We start from the raw sequence: 22,030 nt of genomic DNA, 5'->3' as shown, positions 1-22,030 counted from the left end.
GGTTCCTGGAGCCTTCCGACGGCGAGATCCATGTCGGCGACCGGCTGGTTTCCTCGAAGGCGCGCACGCTGCCGCCCGAGCGGCGCAAGATGTCGATGATCTTCCAGAGCTACGCGCTGTGGCCGCACATGACGGTGACGGAAAACATCGTCTACGGCCTGCGCCTGCGCAAAATCGACCGCGCGACCATTGCGAAAAAGCTCGACGTGATCCTCAAGGCCACCAAGCTCGAAATCCTGGCGCAGCGCTATCCCGGCGAATTGTCCGGCGGCCAGCAGCAACGCGTGGCGCTGGCGCGGGCTTTGATCGTCGAGCCGGAGACGCTGTTGCTCGACGAGCCCTTGTCCAATCTCGACGCCAACTTACGCGAGGAGATGCGTTTCGAGATCCGCCGCCTGCACGACGAATACCGCTACACCACGGTCTATGTCACCCACGACCAGTCCGAGGCGATGACCACCGCCGACCTGATCGCGGTCATGAACGCCGGCAAGATCGACCAGCTCGGCACGCCGGAAGAGATCTACGACCGGCCGCAATCGGAATTCGTCGCGCGCTTCATCGGCGCCAGCAATGTGATCAACGGCATCGCGCGCGACGCCGACCACATCGGCTTCGCCGGCGCCACCCTGCAGGTGGTCGGCGAAAAACTCGATCCCGGCCAGCGCGCCGTCGTCGCGATCCGCCAGCACGACATCCAATTGTCGACGCGGTCGCCGCCAAGCCCCGAGAATGTGGTCAAGGCCACGGTGACGCGGCAGGTGTTCCTCGGCGCCAGCCGCGACTACATGGTCGAGACCGCTGATGGCACCACCTTGCGGATTGTCACATCGACCGAGAACGCCGTTCCCAGGGGCGCCGAGGTCTGGCTCACGCTGCCGCCGGAGCGCTGCCGCGCGCTGAGCCGATAGAAGGAATACGGACGCGATGAGCATGACAAGACTTTCCAGACGCGGCCTTCTGAAGGGTTCGACGGCGCTGGCGCTGGGCGCCGTGTTCGCCTCGCCCGTGCGCGCCGAGGCGCCGCCGCCGGTGGCGATCACGCCCGAACTGGTCGAGGCCGCGCGCAAGGAAGGCAAGGTGATCCTGTATTCCGCGATGGATCTGCCGGTCGGCGAGAAGCTCGGCAAGGCCTTCGAGGCGAAATATCCCGATATCGCCGTGCAGATCGAGCGTTCCGGCGCGGAGCGGCTGTTCCAGCGTCTCGACCAGGAATTTGCCTCCGGCATCCACGCTTGTGATGTGATCAACAGCTCGGACGCGTCGCATTTCATCAGCTGGAAAAGGAACGGCTGGCTGGCGCCGTTTGTGAGCGAGGACATCGCCCAGCATTTTCTGCCCGAATTTCGCGACCCGGACGGCATGTCGGCGACGTCGCGAATCTATCTGTCGTCGATCGGCTACAATACCAATCTGGTGAAACCCGACGACGCGCCAAAAAGCCTTGCGGATTTGCTCGACCCGAAATGGGCCGGCAAGATGGTGAAGGGCCATCCGGCCTATAGCGGCACCATCATGACCGCGACCTTTCAGATCGTGCGCGAGCTCGGCTGGGACTATTATGAAAAGCTGTCGAAGCAGCGCGTCATGCAGGTCCAGTCGGCGACCGATCCGCCGAAGAAGCTGGCGCTCGGCGAGCGCGCCGTGATGGCCGACGGCAACGAATATAATGTGGTGCTGCTCAAGGAAGCCGGCCAGCCGGTCGAGCCGGTGTATCCAACCGAAGGCGCGCCGACGGTCTCGGGTCCGACCGGCATCTTCAATACCGCGCCGCATCCCAATGCCGCGCGGCTGTTCCAGGCCTGGCTGCACAAAAGGGAAACCCAGCAATTCTTCGTCGACTTCACGGCGCAATATTCGGCGCATGCGCAAGTGCAGTCGAAGCCGGGACGCCGCAAGATTTCCGATATCAAACGGATGAAGGAAGATGCCGCCGGTGTGGAGAAAATGGCCGAAGAGATCAAGACGCGCTATGCGAAGCTGTTACGGGTGTAGGTTTGCAACAGCGTAGCATCACTCTCTCCACCGTCATTCCGGGATGGTCCGAAGGACCAGACCCGGAATCTCGAGATTCCGGGTTCGTGCTTCGCACGCCCCGGAATGACGAACAGAAAGTAGCATGACCCTCACTCCCACCATCGACGGCACGCGCGGCAAGTTCGACTGGACGAGGCCGGTGCTGTTGCTGTTCGCGGCATGCCTGATCGTGTTGATCGCGCTGCCGCTGTCGTGGCTTGCGGTCTACGCCTTTACCGACAAGGCCAGGCACGTGACGCTGATGAATTTCGTCACGCTGTTCACCAATCCGGATTTTCTCGATCCGCTGCTGACCACCGCGATCATCGCCACCACCTCCGCCATCCTCTGCTGCGCCGTCGCAGCGCCAATGGGATGGCTGGTGTCGCGCACCGACATGCCGGCACGGCAGTTCATCCGCGCGCTGGTCACGGCCTCGTTCGTGACGCCGCCGTTTCTCGGCGCGGTGGCCTGGGAATTGCTGGCGGCGCCGAACAGCGGACTGCTCAACCAGTTGTTCCGGCTGGTGACGGGCGCGGATTCCGACGAGCATTTGTTCAACATCTATTCGATGACCGGGATCATCTTCGTGATCTCCTGCTACACCTTCCCCTTCGTGTTCGTACTGGTTGCGAATTCGCTCGACACCATGCCGGGCGAACTGGAAGACGCCTCTGCCATCCTCGGCGGCAAGGCCTGGACCACGGCGCGCCGGATCACGATTCCGCTGGCGATGCCGGCGCTGGTCGCGGGCGCCCTGATCGCGTTCCTGCAGGCGATGACACTGTTCGGTTCGCCCGCGATCCTGGCGCTGCCCGCGGGCTTCCATACCATGACGACAAAAATCTGGAGCCTGTTCCAGTATCCGCCGAAACTCGAACTGGCGGCCGCCGCCGCGGTACCGCTGCTGCTGCTCACCATCCTGCTATTGCAGGCGCAGAAATTCATTCTCGGACGCCGCGGCTATTCGGTGGTCGGCGGCAAATATGGCGCGCCGCGCCGCGTCGAGCTGAAACAATGGCGCTGGGTGGCGCTGGCATTTTGTTTGGTGGTGCTGCTCAATCCGGTGTTCCTGCCCTATCTGGCGCTGCTCAACGCCGCGTTCTCGCCGAACGCGACCACGCTGGTGACGCCGGCGACGATGACGCTGAAGAATGTCGTGTTCGTGTTCACCGAATTGTCGGCGACGCAACTGGCGCTGAAGAACACCGTGATCCTGGGCACCGCGACCGCGACCATCGGCACCATCCTCGCGCTGGTGATCGCCTATGTCACCACCCGCCGGGCGATCGTCGGCTATCGCCTGCTCGGCTTTCTCGCCACGGCGCCTGTCGCGGTGCCCGGCATCGTGCTCGGCGTCGGGCTGTTCCTCAGCTATACGCGGCCGCCCTTCGTGCTGTACGGCACGCTGTGGATTCTCTTCGTCGCGTTCCTGACGATCAACCTGCCGTCGGCCTATCAGCAATTGCAGGCGGCGTTCGCAACCATCCATCCCGAACTGGAAGACGCCAGCCGCATCCTTGGCGCCACGCGATTGCAGTCGCTGCGCCAGATCACCGCGCCGTTATTGCGCACCGGCGTGATCGCAACCTGGTGCTTCATCTTCATCGGCGTGATGCGCGAGCTTTCGGCCGCGATCGTCTTGTTCACCTCGCAGACCAAGGTGATCTCGGTCTTGATCTATGACCTCAACGAAAGCGGCGACCTCGCCGCGATTTCGGTGCTCGGCATCGCCATGCTGGTGATCACCTTCGCGGTGGTGCTCGCGGTGAACCAGATTCCGATGTTCGGCACGAATGCGGATGCGAGGCTGCGGAATTAGCCTCGTCATTGCGAGCCAACGGGTCGCGCGAACGCGCGCCCGATGACAGGCTCCGCGAAGCAATCCATGCTGAGGCAGGTATGGATTGCTTCGTCGCAAGCGCTCCTCGCAATGACGATCATTGTGGAGTCCGTAGGGTGGGCAAAGCGAAGCGTGCCCACCGTTCAAGCAACCGTCCCGATGGATGGTGGGCACGGCGCAGATGCGCCTTTGCCCACCCTACGGAGCTTTCTCCACCCGATACGCTGCGACCTGCGCCTTGAGTCGATCCAGCGACGCCGTCGGCGCGGAGCGGTCGACTAGAAAATCCCTTGCAGCCAGCCAGGACAGCACTTTCAGGTCGACCGCCGGCGAATGATGGATCACGTCGCCGTAGTTGCTCAGATCGTGGGTGACTTCCTTGACGCTGCGGAAATCATACAGCCTGACATTCGGCAGCTGGGCCAGCCGCGTGGCAAAATAGGCGGTGAAATCGTAGACGATCTTCAAGGTCGCGGGGGAGTAGTCGCGCATCGCTACCCATTGCAGGATCGAATAGGGCGGCAAATAGATATCAAATTGCACATCCGGATGTTTCGCGATCAACCCGACCATGTCGCGTTCGAAATTCCGCACCATCGCGTCATAATTGTAGCGTTCGGCCAGATAGAGGCTGCGCTTCGGATCGGTGATGTCCCTGAAGGCGGCGAGCGCTTTGTTCGCGTTATAGGCCTCCGCCACCTTGAAATCGGGTTTCAGCGCATTGATGTCGTCGACGTCGGGAATCAGGAATTTGAACACCACGCCGGTGCCAAGTCGCGCGGCCACGGGCTGCAATGAGGGAATCGAGCGCGCCAGCAACAGCGCCGATTCGCGCGCCATGGCGCCGCTGAGCAAATAGCCGGCGATGCCCCTGGCATTCCGCAGATAGAGGTCGGACGGCAGATAGAGGTCGGGGCCACTGTCCGCGGCATCCCGAAAAATCCAGTCGTCGACCTGCCAGATCACCCGGCGCGGGTGGCGCTCGAGCGCCGCTTCCAACACGATATTCTGCTCCCGCGAATCCGAGCCGGTCATCGCAAGTTTCAGCGAGCGCACGCCGAGCAGCCGGTCGATATCGCTCTGCCGGAAATGGATCGCAAGCGAGGTGCCCATGAACACCGTATCGAATGGCTGGCTGCGGATCAGTCCGGCGTCCTGCATCCGGCTGTCGGCGGAATACATCGCGGGAGTAAAGCGCGCCGGCCGCAACAGCTGCAGCGGATCGACGACGAAATTGAGCGCGGCGGCGGCAGCAACGATGAGCACGCTCGTGCAGAGCAATCGAACAATGTTGTTTGCCGCTCTGCTCATCAGAACCTGAAGTAAATGAATTCGCTGTACTGCTGGATTCCGAGAATCCCAAGCGCCAGCACGGCTGCGGAAGCGTAGAGAAACAGCGGCCGCGCCGGCCATGCGCCGGCCGCCCCGCCGACGGTTCTCGCCTTGTGATCGTAGCCCATGATGGTCTGCGTATTCGGCGCAAGGAAGGCCAGCGCCGCATAGCAGGCGACGAAGGCGCCCTGCACCACCTCGGCGCGGCCGAAGGCTACATGGCTGGGATCGCCCATCCGCGACAGGATGTAGATCGCCGACGAAAGCGTACTGGCGCGGAAGAACACCCAGGCGACGACGACGGACAGGAAGGTCAGCATGAATGCGGCGAGATTCGCCACGCGTGCGAAGCGCGGCGCGACCGGCGGGGCGAAATGATTCCAGGCGTGGTTGATGCAAAGATACAGCCCATGCAGCACGCCCCAGATGACGAACGTCCAGGCGGCGCCGTGCCAGAGCCCGCCGAGTGCCATCGTGATCATCAGGTTGACGTAACGCAGCACGGTGCCGCGGCGGTTGCCGCCGAGCGGGATGTAGAGATAGTCACGCAAGAACTGCGACAGCGTCATGTGCCAGCGCCGCCAGAAATCGATGATGCTTTGCGCCTTGTAGGGCGAGTTGAAATTGAGCGGCAGGAAGATGCCGAACATCAGCGAGATGCCGATCGCCATGTCGGAATAGCCGGAGAAATCGAAATAGAGCTGGAACGTATAGGCCAGCGCGCCGATCCAGGCCTGATCGAAGGTCGGCGTGCCGGAGCCGAAGGCGAGCGAGACCAGCGGCTGGATGCCGTCGGCAAGGCAGGTCTTCTTGAACAGTCCGATCGCGAAGATCATCAGGCCGCACAGGATCAGATGCGGGTTCGGCCGCGTGGTCTCGCTCCGCTCGAATTGCGGGACCATATCCTTGTGGTGCAGGATGGGGCCGGCGATCAAATGCGGGAAATAAGTGACGAACAGCGCGTAATGCGGCAGCGCGTAGCGCGCGACCTGGCCGCGATAGGCGTCGACCAGAAACGCGATCTGGGTAAAAGTGTAGAAGGAAATGCCGACCGGCAGCAGGATGTCGAGCGTTATTCCGGTCTTGAAGATCGCATCGAGATTGGCGGCGAGGAAGCCCGCATATTTGAAGATGCCGAGCACCAGGAGATCGCCGGCGACCCCTGCCGTCAGCGCCGCGAAGCGCTGCCGGGGCGGCAGCTTCCTTGCGATCAGCAGCCAGCCGATGAAGTAGTTGAACGCCACCGAGCCCAGCAGCAGCGCGACGAACTGCCAGTTGCTGGCGGAATAAAACACCAGCGACGCCAGCGCCAGCCAGATCACGGCGGCGAGGTTACCGAACCGCCCGCAGATGAAATAGCCAGCCAGCGTAACCGGCAGGAACAGGAAAATGAACAGGTAGGAATTGAAGAGCATCCGGCCTTGTCTCTGCTTCTCGTCATGGCCGGGCTTCGTCCCGGCCATCCACGTCTTTCTCGCATCGAAGCAAGACGTGGATGCCCGGGACAAGCCCGGGCATGACGAGTTATTATGAGCCTAACCATACAAGCCGCCGGTCAACAAGCCGTCGGTCGAGCCGTCATTGCGAGGAGCACTTGCGACGAAGCAATCCATCTCTCCACCTGCCGCGCTGTGGATTGTTTCGCGGAGCCTGTCCTCGGGCGCGCGTTCGCGCGACCCGTTGGCTCGCAATGACGGCTGTCGCGCTGGTGCAGTGGTGGCAATCCACAAAATCGAACCGATATAGGCTGGGGTCGGTAGCCCTGCCCACTGGAAATGAGGACGAAGTGACCCGAGCCATAAGACAAAAGAGTTCCCCGATCCCGCCGGTGGCGCCGCGGCGGCCGCATCCGTTTACCCGGCACGGCATCACCGTCACCGACGATTATGCGTGGCTCAAGGATGACAACTGGCAGGAGGTGCTGCACGATCCATCGGTGCTCGATGCGGATATCCGCCTCTATCTCGAAGCCGAAAACGGCTACACCGAGGGCCTGCTCGGCCACACCGCGTCGTTGCAGAAGACGCTGGTTGCGGAAATGCGCGGCCGGATCAAGGAAGACGATTCCAGCGTGCCCTCGCCGGACGGCGATTACGCCTACTTGCGCAAGTTCCGCGAGGGCGGCCAGCACGAACAATTCGGCCGCATGCCGCGCAATGGCGGCGACGTCGAGATCGTGCTCGATGGCGATGCAATCGCCTCGACCTGCGATTATTTCAGATTCGGCGGCGCCCGGCATTCGCCGGACCACAGGCTCGAGGCCTGGAGCGCCGATATCAAGGGCTCGGAATATTTTACGATTCGCGTGCGCGACTGGGCCACCGGGAAAGACCTCGACGACCGCGTGGAGGAGACCGACGGCGCCGTGGTGTGGAGCAAGGACGCCAAAAGCTTCTTTTACGTCAAGCTCGACGACAATCATCGCCCGATGCAGGTCTGGCGACATCGGCTCGGCACAAAGCAGGTCGACGATATTCTTGTTTATGAGGAGCAGGATTCCGGCTGGTTCACCCATCTGCATGAAAGCTCGAGCGGCCGTTTCTGCGTGATCGCGGGCGGCGACCACGAGACCTCCGAGCAGCGCCTGATTGATCTTGCCAATCCCGACTATCCGCCGCGCCTGATTGCGGCGCGCGAGAAGGGCGTGCAGTATTCGGTCGCCGATCGCGGTGACAAGCTGTTCATTCTCACCAATGCCGACGGCGCCATTGATTTCAAGATCGTCGTCGCCGCCCTGATCTTTCCGGCGCGCACCACCTGGCGCGACCTGATCCCGCATCGCGAGGGCGTCTATATCATCGATGTGGAGCTTTACGCAGGCCACATGGTGCGGCTGGAGCGCGCCAATGCGCTGCCTGCGATCGTGATCCGCGATCTCGCAACCGGTGAGGAGCACGCCATCGCCTTCGACGAGGCGGCGTATTCGCTCGACACCATGAGCGGCTACGAGTTCGACACCACCAACCTGCGCTTCTCCTATTCGTCGATGACGACTCCCTCGGAAGTCTGGGACTACGACATGGCGAAGCGGACACGGGTGTTGCGCAAGCGGCAGGAGATTCCCTCGGGTCACAACCCCGCCGACTACGTCACCACCCGCATCATGGCCACTTCATACGACGGCGCCGAGGTGCCGGTGTCGATCCTGCATCGCAAAGATCTCGTGCGCGACGGCGCCGCGCCGCTGTTGCTGTACGGCTACGGCTCCTACGGCATGGCGATGCCGGCCTCCTTCAACACCAATCGGCTGTCGCTGGTCGACCGCGGTTTTGTCTATGCCATCGCGCATATCCGCGGCGGCACCGACAAGGGCTGGAGCTGGTATCTCGACGGCAAGCGCGACAAGAAGACCAACAGCTTTGCGGATTTCGCCGCGTGCGCGCGGGCCTTGATCGAGACAAAATATACCGGTGAAAAGCGCATCGTCGGCCATGGCGGCAGCGCCGGCGGCATGCTGATGGGGGCGGTCGCCAACCGCGACGGCGAATTATTCGCCGGCATCGTCGCCGAAGTGCCGTTCGTCGACGTGCTCAACACCATGCTCGACGACACGCTGCCGCTGACGCCGCCGGAATGGCCGGAATGGGGCAACCCGATCGAGAGCGAAAAGGATTTCCGCACCATTTTATCGTACTCGCCCTATGACAATGTCGAGGCGAAAGATTACCCCGCAATTCTGGCAATGGGCGGCCTGACCGATCCGCGCGTCACCTATTGGGAGCCCGCCAAATGGATCGCGCGGCTGCGCGCGACGATCACGGGCGGCGGCCCGGTGCTGTTACGCACCAACATGGGCGCCGGCCATGGCGGCGCCTCGGGCCGCTTCCACCGGCTCGACGAAGTCGCGATCGCCTATGCTTTCGCGCTATGGGCGGTGGGGATGGCGGAGAAGAGCGAGGTGTGAATCTCCCGGCTTGCGCCGCTCTGCCCCCTCGCCCCGCTCTTCGCGGGGAGAGGGTTGGGGTGAGGGGCTCTCTCAACTGCTCGACTCGCTGAGAGTCCCCCTCACCCGAAATTCGCCCTCGCGAATTTCGACCTCTCCCCGCAAGCGGGGCGAGGTGAAGACTCATCTTCCCGTCTTCTTCCGCCACGCCGCGAAATCAACCAGCGTCTGCTCGTCCGTCGCCGGATAGAGCCCGAAGATGCCGCGGCCCTTGCGCACTTCCTCGGTGACGAAATCCTCGAACGCGGTCATCTCGAACGCTTCATTGGCGATCTCGTCCGCGAGATGCGCGGGGATGACGATCACGCCGTCGCTATCGCCGAGGATGATATCGCCGGGAAACACCGGCGCGTCGCCGCAGCCGATCGGGACGTTGATCTCGATCGCCTGGTGCAGCGTCAGGTTGGTCGGCGCGCTGGGGCGATGGTGGTAGGCGGGAAAGCCTGTTTTTGCGATTTCGGCGGAATCGCGAAAGCCGCCGTCGGTGACGATTCCGGCTGCGCCACGCTGCATCAGCCGCGTCACCAGGATCGCGCCGGCTGACGCGGCGCGGGCGTCCTTGCGGCTGTCCATCACCAGCACCGCGCCGGGCGGGCAGTCTTCAATGGCCTTGCGCTGCGGATGGGCACGGTCGCGAAACACCTCGAGCTTGTTGAGATCTTCCCGCGCCGGCATGTAGCGCAAGGTAAAAGCCTCGCCGACCAGCGTGGGCTGATCCGCACTCAGCGGATGCACGTCCTGGATCATCTGGATGCGAAAGCCGCGCTTGAACAGGGCGGTCGCGACCGTGGCGGTGGAAACGGCCTTGAGTTTCGCGCGGGTGGCGTCGGTAAGTTTTGACATTTGTGTTCTCTATCCTTGTCATTCCGGGGCGATGCGAAGCATCGAACCTCAGATGCGCAATTGCGCATCGGGGAATCTCGAGGTTCCGGGTTCGCTTCGCGCCCCGGAACGACGGGTGAACTAATAAATCGACGGCTCGCCGACCGGCTTGCCGAACGACGTCTCCAGGAAATCGAAATCGCAGCCCTCGTTGGCCTGCCGGATGTGCTTTGTGAACATCCAGCCGTAGCCGCGTTCGAAGCGCGTCTCCGGCTGTTTCCATTCGGCGCGGCGTTTTGCGAGCTCCGCCTCCGGCACGTCGAGATTGATGGTGCGCGCGCCGACGTCGAGCGTGATGTTGTCGCCGTTCCGCACCAGCGCCAGCGGCCCGCCGACAAATGATTCCGGCGAGACGTGCAGGATGCAGGCGCCGTAGCTGGTGCCGCTCATCCGCGCATCCGACAGCCGCACCATGTCGCGCACGCCCTGTTTGACCAGCTTGGTCGGGATCGGCAGCATGCCCCATTCCGGCATGCCCGGCCCGCCCTGCGGCCCCGCATTGCGCAGGATCAGCACGTGATCGGCGGTAACGTCGAGATCGGGATCGTCGATCGCCTTCTTCATCGCAGGGTAATCGTCGAACACCAGCGCCGGCCCGGTATGTTTCAAAAAACGCGGCTCGCAGGCCGAAGGTTTTATTACGCAGCCGTCGGGCGCGAGATTGCCCTTCAGCACGGCGAGCGCGCCTTCGGCATAGATCGGATTCGCCACGGCCCGGATCACGTCGTCATTGTAAACTTCAGCGTCCGCGATATTTTCGCCGAGCGTCTTGCCGGTCACGGTCATGACGTCGAGATGCAGATGATCCCTGATGCGGCTCATCAGGCCGGGCAAGCCACCGGCGTAGAAAAAATCCTCCATCAGATATTTGTCGCCGCTCGGCCGGACATTGGCGATGACGGGTACCTTGCGGCTCGCCGTCTCGAAATCGTCGAGCCCGATGTCTTGGCCGGCGCGGCGCGCCTGCGCGATCAGGTGAATGATCGCGTTGGTCGAGCAGCCCATCGCCATCGCGACCGTAATCGCGTTCTCGAAGGCTTTTCGGGTCTGGATCCGTTTCGGCGTCAAATCCTCCCACACCATCTCGACGACGCGGCGGCCGCATTCGCTGGCCATGCGGATATGGCCGGCATCGGCCGCGGGAATCGAGGACGCGCCGGGCAGCGTCATGCCGATCGATTCGGCGATCGCGGTCATGGTCGAGGCCGTGCCCATGGTCATGCAGGTGCCGTAGCTGCGGGCAATGCCGGCCTCGACGTCGACCCAATCCTTGTCGGAGATTTTACCCGCACGCCGCTCGTCCCAGTATTTCCAGGCGTCCGACCCCGAGCCCAGCGTCTTGCCCTTCCAGTTGCCGCGCAGCATCGGGCCGGCGGGCAGATAGATCGCGGGGATGTTCATGCTGGTGGCGCCCAACAGCAGCGCCGGGGTGGTCTTGTCGCAGCCGCCCATCAGCACCACTCCGTCGACGGGGTGGCCGCGCAGCAATTCCTCGGCGTCCATCGCCAGCAAATTGCGGTACAGCATGGTGGTCGGCTTCAGGAAGGATTCCGACAGCGACAGCGCCGGCAATTCCATCGGAAAGCCGCCGGCCATCAGGATGCCGCGCTTGACGTCGTCGACGCGGGATTTGAAATGCATGTGGCAGGGTTGCGCGTCCGACCAGGTGTTGAGGATCGCAATCACAGGGCGGCCCTTCCACTCCTCCGGCGCATAGCCCATCTGCATGGCGCGCGAGCGATGGCCGAAGGCCCTGAGATCGTCGGGCGCGAACCAGCGCGCGCTGCGCAGCGTTTCCGGAGTTTTCCTCGTTGTCATTGGTGCACCTGTTCGAGACCGGCAACGGTCATCTCACAGGCCGCGCATGTTCGGCAAGCCGCTTTTTGTTCCGACCGCCCGCCGGCCGGGTCGCATCGAGGGATGTTTGCCACCCTTGAAACGCGGCCGGACATCCAGGTGATCTTCATCGCACTGAGGCGACGAATCATTCGGCCGGCGCGGCGTCGAAATCGCCGTCTGCCCCCTAGCGTGCATAAGCGCGCATCGAACAAGCGCATTTTTCTACGACAACGCCAATACGTTGCCGAAGAAACGCTTGCGCGATAGCGACAACGGATTCACAACCAAACATCGACTGCAATCGCGCGAAGGAGCGCCGTGGCAAAAATCCTAGTCGTCGACGATGACAGCGCGGTGCAGGCCACGATCCGCCTGCTGCTGGAACGGGCCGGTCACAGCGTGGTCGTCGCCGGCGACGGCCGCAAGGGGCTCGCGATCTTCGAGGCCGGCGAATTCGATCTGCTGTTTCTCGACATCTTCATGCCGGGAATGGACGGGCTCGAGGCCATGCGGCTGATTCATCAGCAGCAGCCGCTGATCCCGATCATCGTGATGTCCGGCCGGCCGATCGATCGGGATCCGGCGCTGGGTCCGGATTTCCTGACCATGGCGACCAAGCTTGGCGCCGTCTGCAGCCTGCAAAAGCCCTTCAAGGCCGCCGCCCTGCTAGCCACCGTGACGGGTTGTCTGGACGCCGTAAAGCGCTCATCATCGTCGGCGGCGCCGGCGCGCACCATCGCTTCCGGCCCGTGATGACGGGAACCTCGTCCGTTCTGTCCGGATCGCTGTCAGATCGAAACCAGAGCGACGCAAAGCCGACGATGACGCTTGCAACCCGATTAGCCGGCGCGATGATCCTGCTGGTCGCGATCGCGGTCACCGCGGTCGGATGGCTGAGCTACCGCAGCCTGGAACGGACGCTGCTGCCGCGCGTGCTCGATCGCATCGAGACCCATTCGCGGCTGGTCGCCGCGGATCTGCAATCCTACGTGCGTGGCGCGCGGTCCGACGTCTCGACGTTCCCCTCCCACGCCGCCGCGCATGGCATGATGCTGGCGCATTTCAATGGCGGGATCGATCCGGTCGATCACCTCTCCGAAGCGGCCTGGCGCGAGCGCCTGGAGACGCGTCTGGTCGCCGATCTCGGCGCCAAGCCGGCCTATTCGATGTTCCGCTTCATCGGGGCCGAGGACGGTGGGCGCGAACTCGTCCGCGTCGACCGGTCGGGCCCGAACGGCGCGGTGCGCGTCGTTCCCGACGCCGAACTGAAGCGAAAAGGCGAGCGCGCCTATTTCCAGGAAGCGATCAAGCTGCGGCCGAACGAAGTCTATGTCTCGCCGCTCAACCTGGCCGGCGACAACGGCGTCGTCGGGACACCTCACGCACCGGTGTTGCGGGTCGCAGCGCCGATGTTCGCGCCGGACGGCAAGCCATACGGCGTCGTCATCGTCAATATCGACATGCGGCCTGCGTTCGGCCGCATCCGGTCATCGGTACGGCCGGGCGAAAGCATCTACGTCGTCGACAGCCAGGGCGACTATCTCGTCAATCCCGATGGCAGCCGCGAGTTCGGCTCGCAACTGGGCGCGCCGACCGACTGGACGCACGACTTTCCCTCGCTCGTGGCAGCGCGAGGGTCGATGGAGGGCGTCGCGGCCATCGTGCCGGACCAGGCAGGCAGGCGCGGCGGAGCCGCGATCGCTCCCGCCATTCTGGCCGGCGAGCGATGGGTCGGGGTCATCGAAACCATCCCGAATGCGGTGTTCATGGCGCCGGCGGCCGCGATCCAGAACAGTTCGCTGCTGGTCGGATTGATCGCGGTGTTGAGCGCGGCCGCGCTGGCGGTGTTCATCGCCAGCTCCCTGACCCGACCGATCAGCCGGTTGACGGCGGCGGTCGAACGAATCGGCAAGGACGCTTCCGTCGCCATTCCGGTCGATGCCGCCGGCGAGACCGGGGTGCTGGCGCGGGCGTTTTCGCGGGTGCTGGACGAGGCCAACGCCAAGACCGACGCGCTGCAACGCGAGGTCGAGGAACACCGCCGCACCGAAGCCGCGCGCGACCATTACGCGGCGCGGGAACGGCTGTTCAGCGCCGCCGTCGAATCCTCCAACGACGCCATCATCACCAAGTCGCTCGACGGCACCATCACGGGGTGGAATCCGGCCGCCGAGCGCCTGTTCGGGTACACCGCCGCCGAGGCGGTCGGCAACAACATCGAACTGATCGTGCCGCCGCCGCGGATGGCGGAGGTGCACGACATCATGCGCCGGATCGGCTGGGGCGAAACCATCGAGCAATACGAGACCGAGCGCCTGCGCAAGGACGGCCGTCCGGTCGAGGTTTCACTCAGCGTCTCTCCGATCAAGAACGCGTCGGGGGCGATCATCGGCGCCTCGAAGACCGCCCGCGACATCACGGAAAGCCGGCGAACCCAGCACGCGCTGCGCCAGCAGATCGAGGAGCGCCGCCGCATCTTCGATACCTCCCAAGACCTGATTCTGGTCACCGATCCGCAGGGAATTCTGGTTCAGGTGAGCCCGAGCTCGGAAGCCGTGCTGGGATATTTGCCGGAGGAAATGGTCGGTCACAGCGCGATCGACTTCATCCACGGCGATGATCTCGACAATACCAGGGAGCAAATGCGCGCGGCGCGGCGCGGAAAGCAGACGCGAAACTTCGATGCGAGCTACGTCCACAAAAACGGGCGGATCGTGACGCTGTCGTGGATGGGCACCTGGTCGGAGCCGGTCCGGCGGCATTTCTTCGTCGGCCGCGACATGACCGAAAGCAGGCTGGCGCAGGAAACCTTGCGCGAGAGCGAACAGATGGCGCGCGGCATCATCGATACCGCGCTCGACGCCTTCGTCCAGATCGACGAGCGCGGCAACATCCTGAACTGGAATTCGCAGGCGGAAAATATCTTCGGATGGACCCGCGAGGAGGCGCTGGGCAAGAGATTCCTCGAACTGATCGTCGCCGAAGTCGACCGCGAAGAACTCAGGGCGGCCCGCGGGCGCCTGATGAAGTCCGGGCAAAGTGAGGTCATCGGACGCCGCCGTGAAATCATGGCGCTGCGGCGCGACGGCAAGGAGTTCAGGGCCGAACTGAGCATCACCGCGCTGCGGCGCCGCGAGGGGATGGTGTTCAACGGATTCCTGCGCGATCTGACCGACAAGATCGCCGCCGAGGACCGGATCCGGCAGGCTGAAAAGATGGAAGCCGTCGGCCAGCTCACCGGCGGCATCGCCCATGATTTCAACAATATCCTCACCGTGATCACCGGAACCATCGAGATCGTCGCCGAGGCGGTTGCCAGGGACCCGCAGCTTGCGGCCATCACCAAGATGATCGACGAGGCGGCGGCCCGCGGCGCCGATCTGACCCAGCACCTGCTCGCCTTTGCCCGCAAGCAGCCGCTGCAACCGCGCGAGACCGACATCAACACGCTGATCATCGACACGTCGAAGCTGCTGCGGCCGACGCTGGGCGAGCAGATCGAGATCGAATCGGTTTTCCAGGACGAGGTCTGCTTCGCCACCGTCGATCCCAATCAGCTCACGACCGCCATCCTCAATCTCTCGCTCAACGCCCGCGACGCGATGCCGAACGGCGGCAAGCTGATCCTCGAAACCGGCTCGGCCTTCCTCGACGAAAACTACGCCAGCCTGCATGGCGACGTGCGCCCCGGCCGCTACGCCCTGATCGCGGTGAGCGACACCGGCACCGGAATTCCGGCGGCCATCCTCGACAGGGTGTTCGATCCGTTCTTCACCTCGAAGGGTCCCGGCAAGGGCACCGGCCTCGGCTTGAGCATGGTCTATGGTTTCGTCAAGCAATCGGCGGGGCACATCAAGATCTACAGCGAGGAAGGCCACGGCACCACGATCAAGATGTATCTGCCGCCCGGCACCGGAGCCCTGACGGCCACGGACGCCCCCGGCGCGCCGGCCCTCGAAGGCGGCCGCGAAACCATCCTCGTCGTCGAGGACGACAGACTGGTGCGCGATTATGTGCTGACGCAGCTGCATTCGCTGGGCTATGTCACGCTGGATGCGGCGAACGCGGCCGATGCGCTGGCGCTGGTCGAAGCCGGCCACACGTTCGACCTGCTGTTCACCGACGTCATCATGCCGGGCACCAACGGCCGCCAGCTCGCCAACGATCTGGAAAAGCACAAGCCGGACCTGAAGGTGCTGTTCACCTCGGGCTACACCGAGAATGCCATCATCCATCACGGCCGGCTCGATTCCGGCGTGATGCTGCTCGCCAAGCCCTATCGCAAGTCGGACATGGCCACCATGATCCGCAGGGCACTGGCGGGGTAAATTTCCAGCAGCTTCATTTTCTCCGTCATGGCCGGGCTTGTCCCGGCCATCCACGTCGCTGTTGCTCGAGTTCAGCGAAGACCTGGATGCCCGGGACGAGCCCGGGCATGACGAGTGGAGTGATGGCTAGGACGCGCGCGCGGCGGTCATCACGATCCGGATCAGGTCGGCGGCATTGCGTGCGCCGAGCTTCTTCATGATGTTGGCGCGATGATCCTCGATGGTGCGCGGGCTGATGCCGAGCCGGCGGCCCGCCTCCTTGTTGGAGGCGCCGGAGGTAAACTGCTCCAGAACCTCGCGTTCGCGCCGCGTCAGCGGCTCGCGGCCGGGAAAATGCAGCGAGGCGACGTTCGATGCGGAGTTCTGCTTCTGACGTCGCGCATAGGCGCCGATCGCCTCGTCGAGCCGGGCCACGATTTCGCTGCCCCGAAACGGTTTCTCGATGAAGTCGAGCGCGCCGTTCTTGATGGCGGAGACCGCCATGGCGATATCGCCCTGTCCGGAGATGATGAAGATCGGCGCGGGATAATCCTCGCCATGCAGCTCCCGCAGTATATCGAGACCGGATTTGCCGGGAATGTGCACGTCGAGCAGGATGCAGGCCGGCGTCCGGCTTCGCGCCACCGCGAGCAACGCCGAGCCGTCGGCGAAGCAGATCACCTGGTAGCCTCCCGCGGACAACACCACCGAGAGGGTTTCGCGAACGGCAGGATCGTCGTCGACCACGAAGATCTCGCCGCGGGGAATCGGTTCATCAGTCATGTGGCATCGTCCATCGACAGAATGACGCACATTCAAACCCGCGATATTGACCTATCGCAAGACTCGCCCCGATCCGTATTTGTACGGGACGGTGACTTAACGCACAAGTAGCACCGGGGGCATAAAAACGGCGCCGAAGGAGAGCTTCCATGCAGCAGACCGCAGGCGACGGCGGCAAGGTCCAACCCGGCGACGGTGACGACAGCTATCGCTCGATCGTCTCCGATCTCGAATCCCTGATCGGGCACGTCCGGGCGAGCTTGAATCTGATCAAGACGGCGATCGCCGGTGAACTTCTGCCCGGCAACGACGAAATCGCCGGCAATGTGGTCGTGCTGGACGACATCACGCCGCGCTACATCCGGGCCAATGCGGCATTGGACACATGTAACGCCAGTCTCGGCATTGCCCTTCAGCTGTTGCAGGACGCTGCCGCGCCGCCGCCGGGCGGCCGGAAGACAGCGAAACGCGCGCGCCGGGCGGCTGGTTCGTTCGGTCGCGCCTGAGGTCATGCTCTGGCGATCGCGCACAGGTCTGCGGGCGACGCGGTGGACCGCTCACGTGCCGATCATGGAATCCTGGCCCGCCGCGGCGCCCGGGCGCTTTTTCTTGTTCTTGCCCTTCAGGAACGAGACATCGATCTCGGTGCCGTTGACGCGTACGAGTTCGCAGCGGCGATAGGCCAGGCCGGTCGACGACAGCAGCAGAAAGAATTCCTTGAGATTGAGGCCCTGAATCGAACCCTCGACGGTCAGGATGGCGTCATTGTCCGATATCGCGTTGAGCTGGCAATCGCGGCGCCAAGTGCCGTCAATGCCCATGATGCAGACGCCGTATCCACGGCTGAAGGTGACGCGCTCGGTTCCCCCGACGGCTTCCGACATCGCTCAAAACTCCGCCATCGCCGCAACCTTCGGCACTGCCGCGGGCGCCGCGCGGCCGACGTTTGGCCGATACAGGCCGCGCCGTTCAGGATAGGCCTGAAGACGTCGGTCAGACCGACCATCGTCTCAGCCGCGCCGCCGCCGGCGACACCATCGAGGACAGCACGATGATCGGCAGCGAACTCAAATGCGCGTCCGCCCGGATAACGTTTCAGTCGGCGATGCACCACCCTGTGCTGTCCCTGCTACCCATTCGTTAAATTAAAGCTCCGTAGAACTACCCGGAAGCAAATTGGCGGGGACCGGCACCGTTCGGCCTCCTGTATTGGACGAAAGGCGAACGGCATCCAGCATGTCCGGAAATTCCCGTCGTCGTCTTACTCGTTACTCGGCCTCAAAATGGTCGGGGCATGTCATCTGAGCCGAGCGACGCCCGAAAAACGCGATTGTGCCTCCGACAGGCATTCGTTGATCACCGTCAGCAGTGCGACCGGGGTGAACGGCTTGCGCAGACAGCGCGATGCGCCGAGTTCAAGGGCCATCCTGAGGAAATCGGGTGCCGGCGAATCAAGATTCGCAAATGCGTAGCCGGACATCGCGATCAGCGGAATGGTCGGCGCACGCTCGTGAAAGATCCTGATCGATTCGAAGCCGCGCATATGCGGCATGAAGATATCGACGATCATCAGATCGAAGGGCGTGCCTTCGAGCGCCCGAAGCCCGGCTTCTCCGCCATCGGCGATCGTCACCTGGAAATAGTGCCGTTCGAGATAGATTTGGATGGCCATGCAAACCATCGGATCGTCGTCAACGACGAGAACGCGCGACATGTGGTCCCCCCGAGGCTGAACGCTTGGTTTCGACAGTCCGGCAACCCCCGAACGCCGCATTGTCCAGCGCGGCGAGACCGTTGACGCCACCATCGGCGATCGAGACCCTAAAACCATACCGCTTGAGCCAAGCGCGAATGGCGAGGCAGATATGCGGATCGTCACCCACAACCAAAATGCGGCGCATTACGGCTTCTCCTGCCGTGGTCTTACGCGCCCGGCGATCCCGTATTTGATTGCATTGCGATTTTCGTCGCCGCGAATCAGCGCGCCATTCTTATTTCCGCCGTAAATGGGCCGGTCTGTCTGCCCTTCATCGTGAATAAGAGTCATCCCGAACGTGTATGATGGCTGTTATGCAACTGGCGCCTTGCGCAATGGAATGGACGAGCTATCTTTCACTCGGATGAGCCACGATGCAGGTGACGAGAGATTGAGCTCCCGCCTTTGCGGCAGGAGAGCTGATGCCTTTGATCCAGCCTTCACCCAATCGTCTGTTGCAAGCACTGCCCACGGCAGAGCTTGAGGCGTTGCGCCCGCGTCTCGAATTGGTCGAACTGGTCAAGGAAGCCGTGCTGGTCGAGGCCGGCAACCCGCTGACGCACGTCTATCTGCCGCAGAGCGGGGCGATCTCGATGATGGTTCACCTTTCGGAAGGGCAATCGGTTGAGGTGGCAACGGTGGGCCACGACAGCGTGTTCGGCGCCTCGGCCGCGCTGGGTGGCGGCATCTCATTGACGTCGGCGGTCGTCGTCCTGCCGGGCACCGCGGCAATCCTCGACGTCGCGGATTTTCGCGCGCTCGCCGATCGAAGCGTCGCCTTTCGAACGGCGCTGGCGCGACACGAACAGGCGCTGTTCGCGCTGGCCCAGCAATCCGCCGCGTGCAACGCATCGCACTCGGTCGAAGCGCGGCTGGCGCGCTGGCTGCTCCGGGCGCGCGATCTGTCCGACGGCAAGCCCTTGCCGCTGACCCAGGAGTTTCTCGCCCAGATGATCGGCGTGCAGCGCAACGCGATCTCGATTGTCGCTCACGCACTGCAGCAGGCCGGCATCATCAGCTACAGCCGCGGGCACATCGATATTGTCGACGCGGACGGTTTGAGAGCGACGGCTTGCGAGTGCTATGACGCCGTCAACGCGCACCATCGGCGACTGCTGAACGTGCCGCTTTGACCCGCCTGCGACTCATCTGCACGATAGCGCGCATATCGGCAAGAACCAGGCGGCAGGATTGCCATTTTTTCTTGCCAACGATGCCTGTACGGCTCATCCTCTACGTCTGCTACCGTGCATAGCCGTCGGGCGGCACCGGAGACCGGTTGTACTTCCTTGAGGAAGGAGGTTCGTTTGGACTCAGTTCCTCGTTCTCCCAACGGATTTTTGGCAGCGCTCGCCGCGGATGATTTCGAGTTGATTCGCCCGCATTTGCGAACCGTCGATCTGGTTTCGGAAAACATCCTGGTCGAAGTGGGAGAACCGCTCAGGCGCGCCTACCTGCCGCACCGGGGCGTGATCTCCCTCGTCATAAAGCTCGCAAAGGGAGAACACGTTCAGATCGCCATGATCGGCTCCGACAGCGTGTTCGGTTCGTTCTCCGCGCTGGGCGATTCGACCGCGCTGAACAGCGCGGTGGTGCTGGTGCCCGGCATTGCCTCCACGCTCGACCTCGATCAGCTTCGCGCCGCGGCCGACCAGAGCCCGACATTTCGAACGGCGCTGGTTCGGCACGGGCTTGCGGTCTATGCGCAGGTCCAGCAGACCGCCGGATGCAACGCCTCCCACACGGTGGAATCCCGGCTGGCGCGATGCCTGTTGCAGACGCACGATCTTTCCGGCGGCGGCAAGCTGGTTTTGACGCAGGAATCGATGGCGCAGATGATCGGCGCGCGGCGCAATAGCGTATCGCTGGTGGCCAACACGCTGCAGCAGGCCGATGTCATCCACTACAGCCGCGGGCATATCGAGATCACCAATCTCGACGGCCTCGGCAAGACCGCGTGCGAATGCTACGCAACCGTCAAGGCGCAATGCGACAGGTTGCTGCGGCCGCGCTGCCTGTCGTGAGCGCGCGGCGCGCATGATCGTTCAGGACAGATCGCCGCTGCGTTGCAACCTCTCACCGTATAACTACTGCCTGCCGGCGCGGCTTCGCCCGGTTTTTCGGCCGGGAATTAACGCGCTGTTCAATGCGCCCTGATAATCGTCACGATGCTGACGAGCGCATGTTCGGAACGCGTCGAGTAGACTTCGCACGCCATGAATGTCCCGCCCGTGTTCGGCAACGTGAACGCGGAGAAAGACATGGCTTTCGATTTGTCGATGCCGATCCTGGTAGTCGATGACTACAACACCATGATCCGTATCATCCGCAACCTGCTCAAGCAGATCGGCTTCGAGAACGTCGACGATGCCAGCGACGGTTCGGCCGCGCTCGCCAAGATGCAGGGCAAGAAATACGGCCTGGTGATTTCCGACTGGAACATGGAGCCGATGACCGGATACGATCTGCTCCGCGAAGTCCGCGCCAGCCCCGAACTTTCGCAAACCCCCTTCATCATGATCACCGCGGAATCGAAGACCGAAAACGTCATCGCCGCAAAGAAGGCCGGCGTCAGCAACTACATCGTCAAGCCGTTCAACGCCGCGACGCTGAAGACCAAGATGGAAGCGGTATTTCCGGGATCGGTTGGGTAAATCGTCGTCGGCCGAAAATTCCGACGCTGCCGCTTCCAGTCCGAAACGGCGCGATCGCTCGCGGCTACGGCGCAACCTCACGACGCGGCACCCGGGAGGATTCCGGCAGTACTTCTACGGTTGAATATTTTCACGTCCGGCTAACAATAAACCGCGATAGTAACATGAGCAAAGGAGAGCTTCATGTTTACCTTCGAAACGACCGACCAGAAGGAAGTCCGTCGCTTTCGTATCGCGCAATTCAACGGCCGAACCGCGACCGTGCGTTCCGCCGGGTCGACGGTGACGGGTCACGTTCGCTCGGTGCTGCAATGGAAGTCGAGTGTTCCGCAGCGCTGGACCATCACGATCGTCCCGAGCGCGCCCAAGGTTGCCGCCGAGATCGCGCGATCGAGACCACAGGTTCGCGCGTTCCTGGAAGACTTTTACTGAGCGGATGCGGCGCCGGGCGTTGCCGGCCTCACGCATCGATCCCTGGGCGAAAAACGACTGAAACGCATCGCCGACGCCAGGAAATCTGGTTAAATCAATGCTCTAGATGTGGAGCCTCAGGAGGTTGTCCTCGGTTAGACCGAGTCTGCTGATGGGCGTTTGAGATCTTATCCCACCGTGGGGCCGATGCCAGTTGTATTGATGTAGCCAGATCGGCAATTCTTCTGCGCGCCGATCTGACGT

The 22,030-nt window shown here is 63.1% G+C and carries 19 protein-coding genes and 1 pseudogene; 11 read left to right on the top strand and 9 right to left on the bottom strand.

The annotated features are described in order from the left end of the window. From VK804_RS01390 to VK804_RS01380, 3 genes are all read left to right on the top strand, one after another. Positions 1–911, top strand: a 911-nt coding sequence (locus VK804_RS01390; protein ID WP_325367013.1) for an ABC transporter ATP-binding protein, incomplete at its 5' end; no start/stop codon positions are given. A gap of 22 nt (positions 912–933) precedes the next feature. Then, complete coding sequence (locus tag VK804_RS01385) at positions 934–1,995, top strand: ABC transporter substrate-binding protein (protein WP_325367011.1); 1,062 nt, start codon at positions 934–936, stop codon at positions 1,993–1,995. 124 nt (positions 1,996–2,119) lie between these two features. Then, entirely contained in the window at positions 2,120–3,838 is a 1,719-nt protein-coding gene (locus VK804_RS01380) for an iron ABC transporter permease (RefSeq protein WP_325367009.1), read from the top strand. Between the two features lie 219 nt (positions 3,839–4,057). On the opposite strand, the gene VK804_RS01375 is transcribed toward VK804_RS01380, so the two are convergent. Together VK804_RS01375 and VK804_RS01370 are read right to left on the bottom strand one after the other, a co-directional pair. Next, complete coding sequence (locus VK804_RS01375) at positions 4,058–5,170, bottom strand: hypothetical protein (protein ID WP_325367007.1); 1,113 nt, start codon at positions 5,168–5,170, stop codon at positions 4,058–4,060. After that, positions 5,170–6,654: an MBOAT family protein gene (locus tag VK804_RS01370; protein ID WP_325367005.1), complete on the bottom strand. Its 1,485-nt coding sequence runs from the start codon at positions 6,652–6,654 to the stop codon at positions 5,170–5,172. Before VK804_RS01370 ends, VK804_RS01375 begins: the two co-directional genes overlap by 1 nt. Before the next feature lie 323 nt (positions 6,655–6,977). Between VK804_RS01370 and VK804_RS01365 the strand changes: the two genes are divergently transcribed. After that, positions 6,978–9,095, top strand: coding sequence for a S9 family peptidase (locus tag VK804_RS01365; RefSeq protein ID WP_325367003.1), 2,118 nt, complete (start codon positions 6,978–6,980; stop codon positions 9,093–9,095). Between the two features lie 162 nt (positions 9,096–9,257). On the opposite strand, the gene VK804_RS01360 is transcribed toward VK804_RS01365, so the two are convergent. Both VK804_RS01360 and araD read right to left on the bottom strand, forming a co-directional pair. Next, positions 9,258–9,977 (bottom strand): ribonuclease activity regulator RraA, encoded by a 720-nt coding sequence (locus VK804_RS01360; protein WP_325367001.1) that lies wholly within the window; start codon positions 9,975–9,977, stop codon positions 9,258–9,260. Between the two features lie 120 nt (positions 9,978–10,097). After that, positions 10,098–11,834 (bottom strand): L-arabinonate dehydratase, encoded by a 1,737-nt coding sequence (gene araD / locus VK804_RS01355; protein WP_325366999.1) that lies wholly within the window; start codon positions 11,832–11,834, stop codon positions 10,098–10,100. A gap of 339 nt (positions 11,835–12,173) precedes the next feature. Between araD and VK804_RS01350 the strand changes: the two genes are divergently transcribed. Both VK804_RS01350 and VK804_RS01345 read left to right on the top strand, forming a co-directional pair. Beyond that, positions 12,174–12,608 (top strand): response regulator, encoded by a 435-nt coding sequence (locus VK804_RS01350; RefSeq protein WP_325366997.1) that lies wholly within the window; start codon positions 12,174–12,176, stop codon positions 12,606–12,608. A gap of 68 nt (positions 12,609–12,676) precedes the next feature. Beyond that, positions 12,677–16,183: a PAS domain S-box protein gene (locus VK804_RS01345; RefSeq protein WP_325366995.1), complete on the top strand. Its 3,507-nt coding sequence runs from the start codon at positions 12,677–12,679 to the stop codon at positions 16,181–16,183. Positions 16,184–16,309: 126 nt separating this feature from the next. Here VK804_RS01345 and VK804_RS01340 read toward each other — a convergent pair whose 3' ends face one another. Further along, complete coding sequence (locus VK804_RS01340) at positions 16,310–16,945, bottom strand: response regulator transcription factor (RefSeq protein WP_325366993.1); 636 nt, start codon at positions 16,943–16,945, stop codon at positions 16,310–16,312. 149 nt (positions 16,946–17,094) lie between these two features. Here VK804_RS01340 and VK804_RS01335 point away from each other — a divergent pair, with 149 nt between their 5' ends. Next, positions 17,095–17,451, top strand: a complete 357-nt coding sequence (locus VK804_RS01335; protein ID WP_325366991.1) for a hypothetical protein — start codon at positions 17,095–17,097, stop codon at positions 17,449–17,451. A gap of 51 nt (positions 17,452–17,502) precedes the next feature. Here the strand turns inward: VK804_RS01335 and VK804_RS01330 are convergent, their stop codons facing one another. The 3 genes from VK804_RS01330 to VK804_RS01320 form a co-directional block, all read right to left on the bottom strand. Beyond that, the gene (locus VK804_RS01330; protein WP_325366989.1) at positions 17,503–17,829 is read right to left on the bottom strand and encodes a PilZ domain-containing protein; all 327 of its coding nucleotides are present in this window, start codon (positions 17,827–17,829) and stop codon (positions 17,503–17,505) included. A 413-nt stretch (positions 17,830–18,242) separates the two neighbouring features. After that, positions 18,243–18,659, bottom strand: coding sequence for a response regulator (locus tag VK804_RS01325; protein WP_325366987.1), 417 nt, complete (start codon positions 18,657–18,659; stop codon positions 18,243–18,245). Next, positions 18,637–18,846, bottom strand: coding sequence for a hypothetical protein (locus VK804_RS01320; RefSeq protein WP_325366985.1), 210 nt, complete (start codon positions 18,844–18,846; stop codon positions 18,637–18,639). Before VK804_RS01320 ends, VK804_RS01325 begins: the two co-directional genes overlap by 23 nt. 277 nt (positions 18,847–19,123) lie before the next feature. Between VK804_RS01320 and VK804_RS01315 the strand changes: the two genes are divergently transcribed. From VK804_RS01315 to VK804_RS01300, 4 genes are all read left to right on the top strand, one after another. Then, complete coding sequence (locus tag VK804_RS01315) at positions 19,124–19,834, top strand: Crp/Fnr family transcriptional regulator (protein ID WP_325366983.1); 711 nt, start codon at positions 19,124–19,126, stop codon at positions 19,832–19,834. Between the two features lie 174 nt (positions 19,835–20,008). Then, on the top strand, positions 20,009–20,725 hold the full coding sequence (locus tag VK804_RS01310) for a Crp/Fnr family transcriptional regulator (RefSeq protein ID WP_325366981.1): 717 nt from the start codon (positions 20,009–20,011) through the stop codon (positions 20,723–20,725). Between the two features lie 237 nt (positions 20,726–20,962). After that, positions 20,963–21,355 carry a response regulator gene (locus VK804_RS01305; RefSeq protein ID WP_325366979.1) on the top strand — a complete coding sequence of 131 codons (393 nt, stop codon included), beginning with the start codon at positions 20,963–20,965 and terminating at the stop codon, positions 21,353–21,355. 183 nt (positions 21,356–21,538) lie between these two features. Beyond that, complete coding sequence (locus VK804_RS01300) at positions 21,539–21,787, top strand: hypothetical protein (protein ID WP_325366977.1); 249 nt, start codon at positions 21,539–21,541, stop codon at positions 21,785–21,787. Between the two features lie 102 nt (positions 21,788–21,889). On the opposite strand, the pseudogene VK804_RS01295 reads toward VK804_RS01300, so the two are convergent. Next, positions 21,890–22,030 (bottom strand): annotated as a pseudogene (locus tag VK804_RS01295) (IS481 family transposase); the annotation flags it as partial.

Origin of the sequence: Bradyrhizobium sp. (assembly GCF_035484855.1) — a bacterium.
Lineage (GTDB): Bacteria > Pseudomonadota > Alphaproteobacteria > Rhizobiales > Xanthobacteraceae > Bradyrhizobium.
This window is presented reverse-complemented; position numbering and strand designations above follow the sequence as displayed.

Excerpts from the sequence above, each read along its gene's own strand:
- VK804_RS01385 (WP_325367011.1), top strand. The coding sequence starts at position 934 with ATGACAAGACTTTCCAGACGCGGCCTTCTGAAGGGTTCGACGGCGCTG.
- VK804_RS01380 (WP_325367009.1), top strand. The coding sequence starts at position 2,120 with ATGACCCTCACTCCCACCATCGACGGCACGCGCGGCAAGTTCGACTGG.
- VK804_RS01375 (WP_325367007.1), bottom strand. The coding sequence starts at position 5,170 with ATGAGCAGAGCGGCAAACAACATTGTTCGATTGCTCTGCACGAGCGTG.
- VK804_RS01370 (WP_325367005.1), bottom strand. The coding sequence starts at position 6,654 with ATGGCCGGGACGAAGCCCGGCCATGACGAGAAGCAGAGACAAGGCCGG.
- VK804_RS01360 (WP_325367001.1), bottom strand. The coding sequence starts at position 9,977 with ATGTCAAAACTTACCGACGCCACCCGCGCGAAACTCAAGGCCGTTTCC.
- araD (WP_325366999.1), bottom strand. The coding sequence starts at position 11,834 with ATGACAACGAGGAAAACTCCGGAAACGCTGCGCAGCGCGCGCTGGTTC.
- VK804_RS01345 (WP_325366995.1), top strand. The coding sequence starts at position 12,677 with ATGACGCTTGCAACCCGATTAGCCGGCGCGATGATCCTGCTGGTCGCG.
- VK804_RS01340 (WP_325366993.1), bottom strand. The coding sequence starts at position 16,945 with ATGACTGATGAACCGATTCCCCGCGGCGAGATCTTCGTGGTCGACGAC.
- VK804_RS01335 (WP_325366991.1), top strand. The coding sequence starts at position 17,095 with ATGCAGCAGACCGCAGGCGACGGCGGCAAGGTCCAACCCGGCGACGGT.
- VK804_RS01330 (WP_325366989.1), bottom strand. The coding sequence starts at position 17,829 with ATGTCGGAAGCCGTCGGGGGAACCGAGCGCGTCACCTTCAGCCGTGGA.
- VK804_RS01325 (WP_325366987.1), bottom strand. The coding sequence starts at position 18,659 with ATGTCGCGCGTTCTCGTCGTTGACGACGATCCGATGGTTTGCATGGCC.
- VK804_RS01320 (WP_325366985.1), bottom strand. The coding sequence starts at position 18,846 with ATGCGCCGCATTTTGGTTGTGGGTGACGATCCGCATATCTGCCTCGCC.
- VK804_RS01315 (WP_325366983.1), top strand. The coding sequence starts at position 19,124 with ATGCCTTTGATCCAGCCTTCACCCAATCGTCTGTTGCAAGCACTGCCC.
- VK804_RS01305 (WP_325366979.1), top strand. The coding sequence starts at position 20,963 with ATGGCTTTCGATTTGTCGATGCCGATCCTGGTAGTCGATGACTACAAC.
- VK804_RS01300 (WP_325366977.1), top strand. The coding sequence starts at position 21,539 with ATGTTTACCTTCGAAACGACCGACCAGAAGGAAGTCCGTCGCTTTCGT.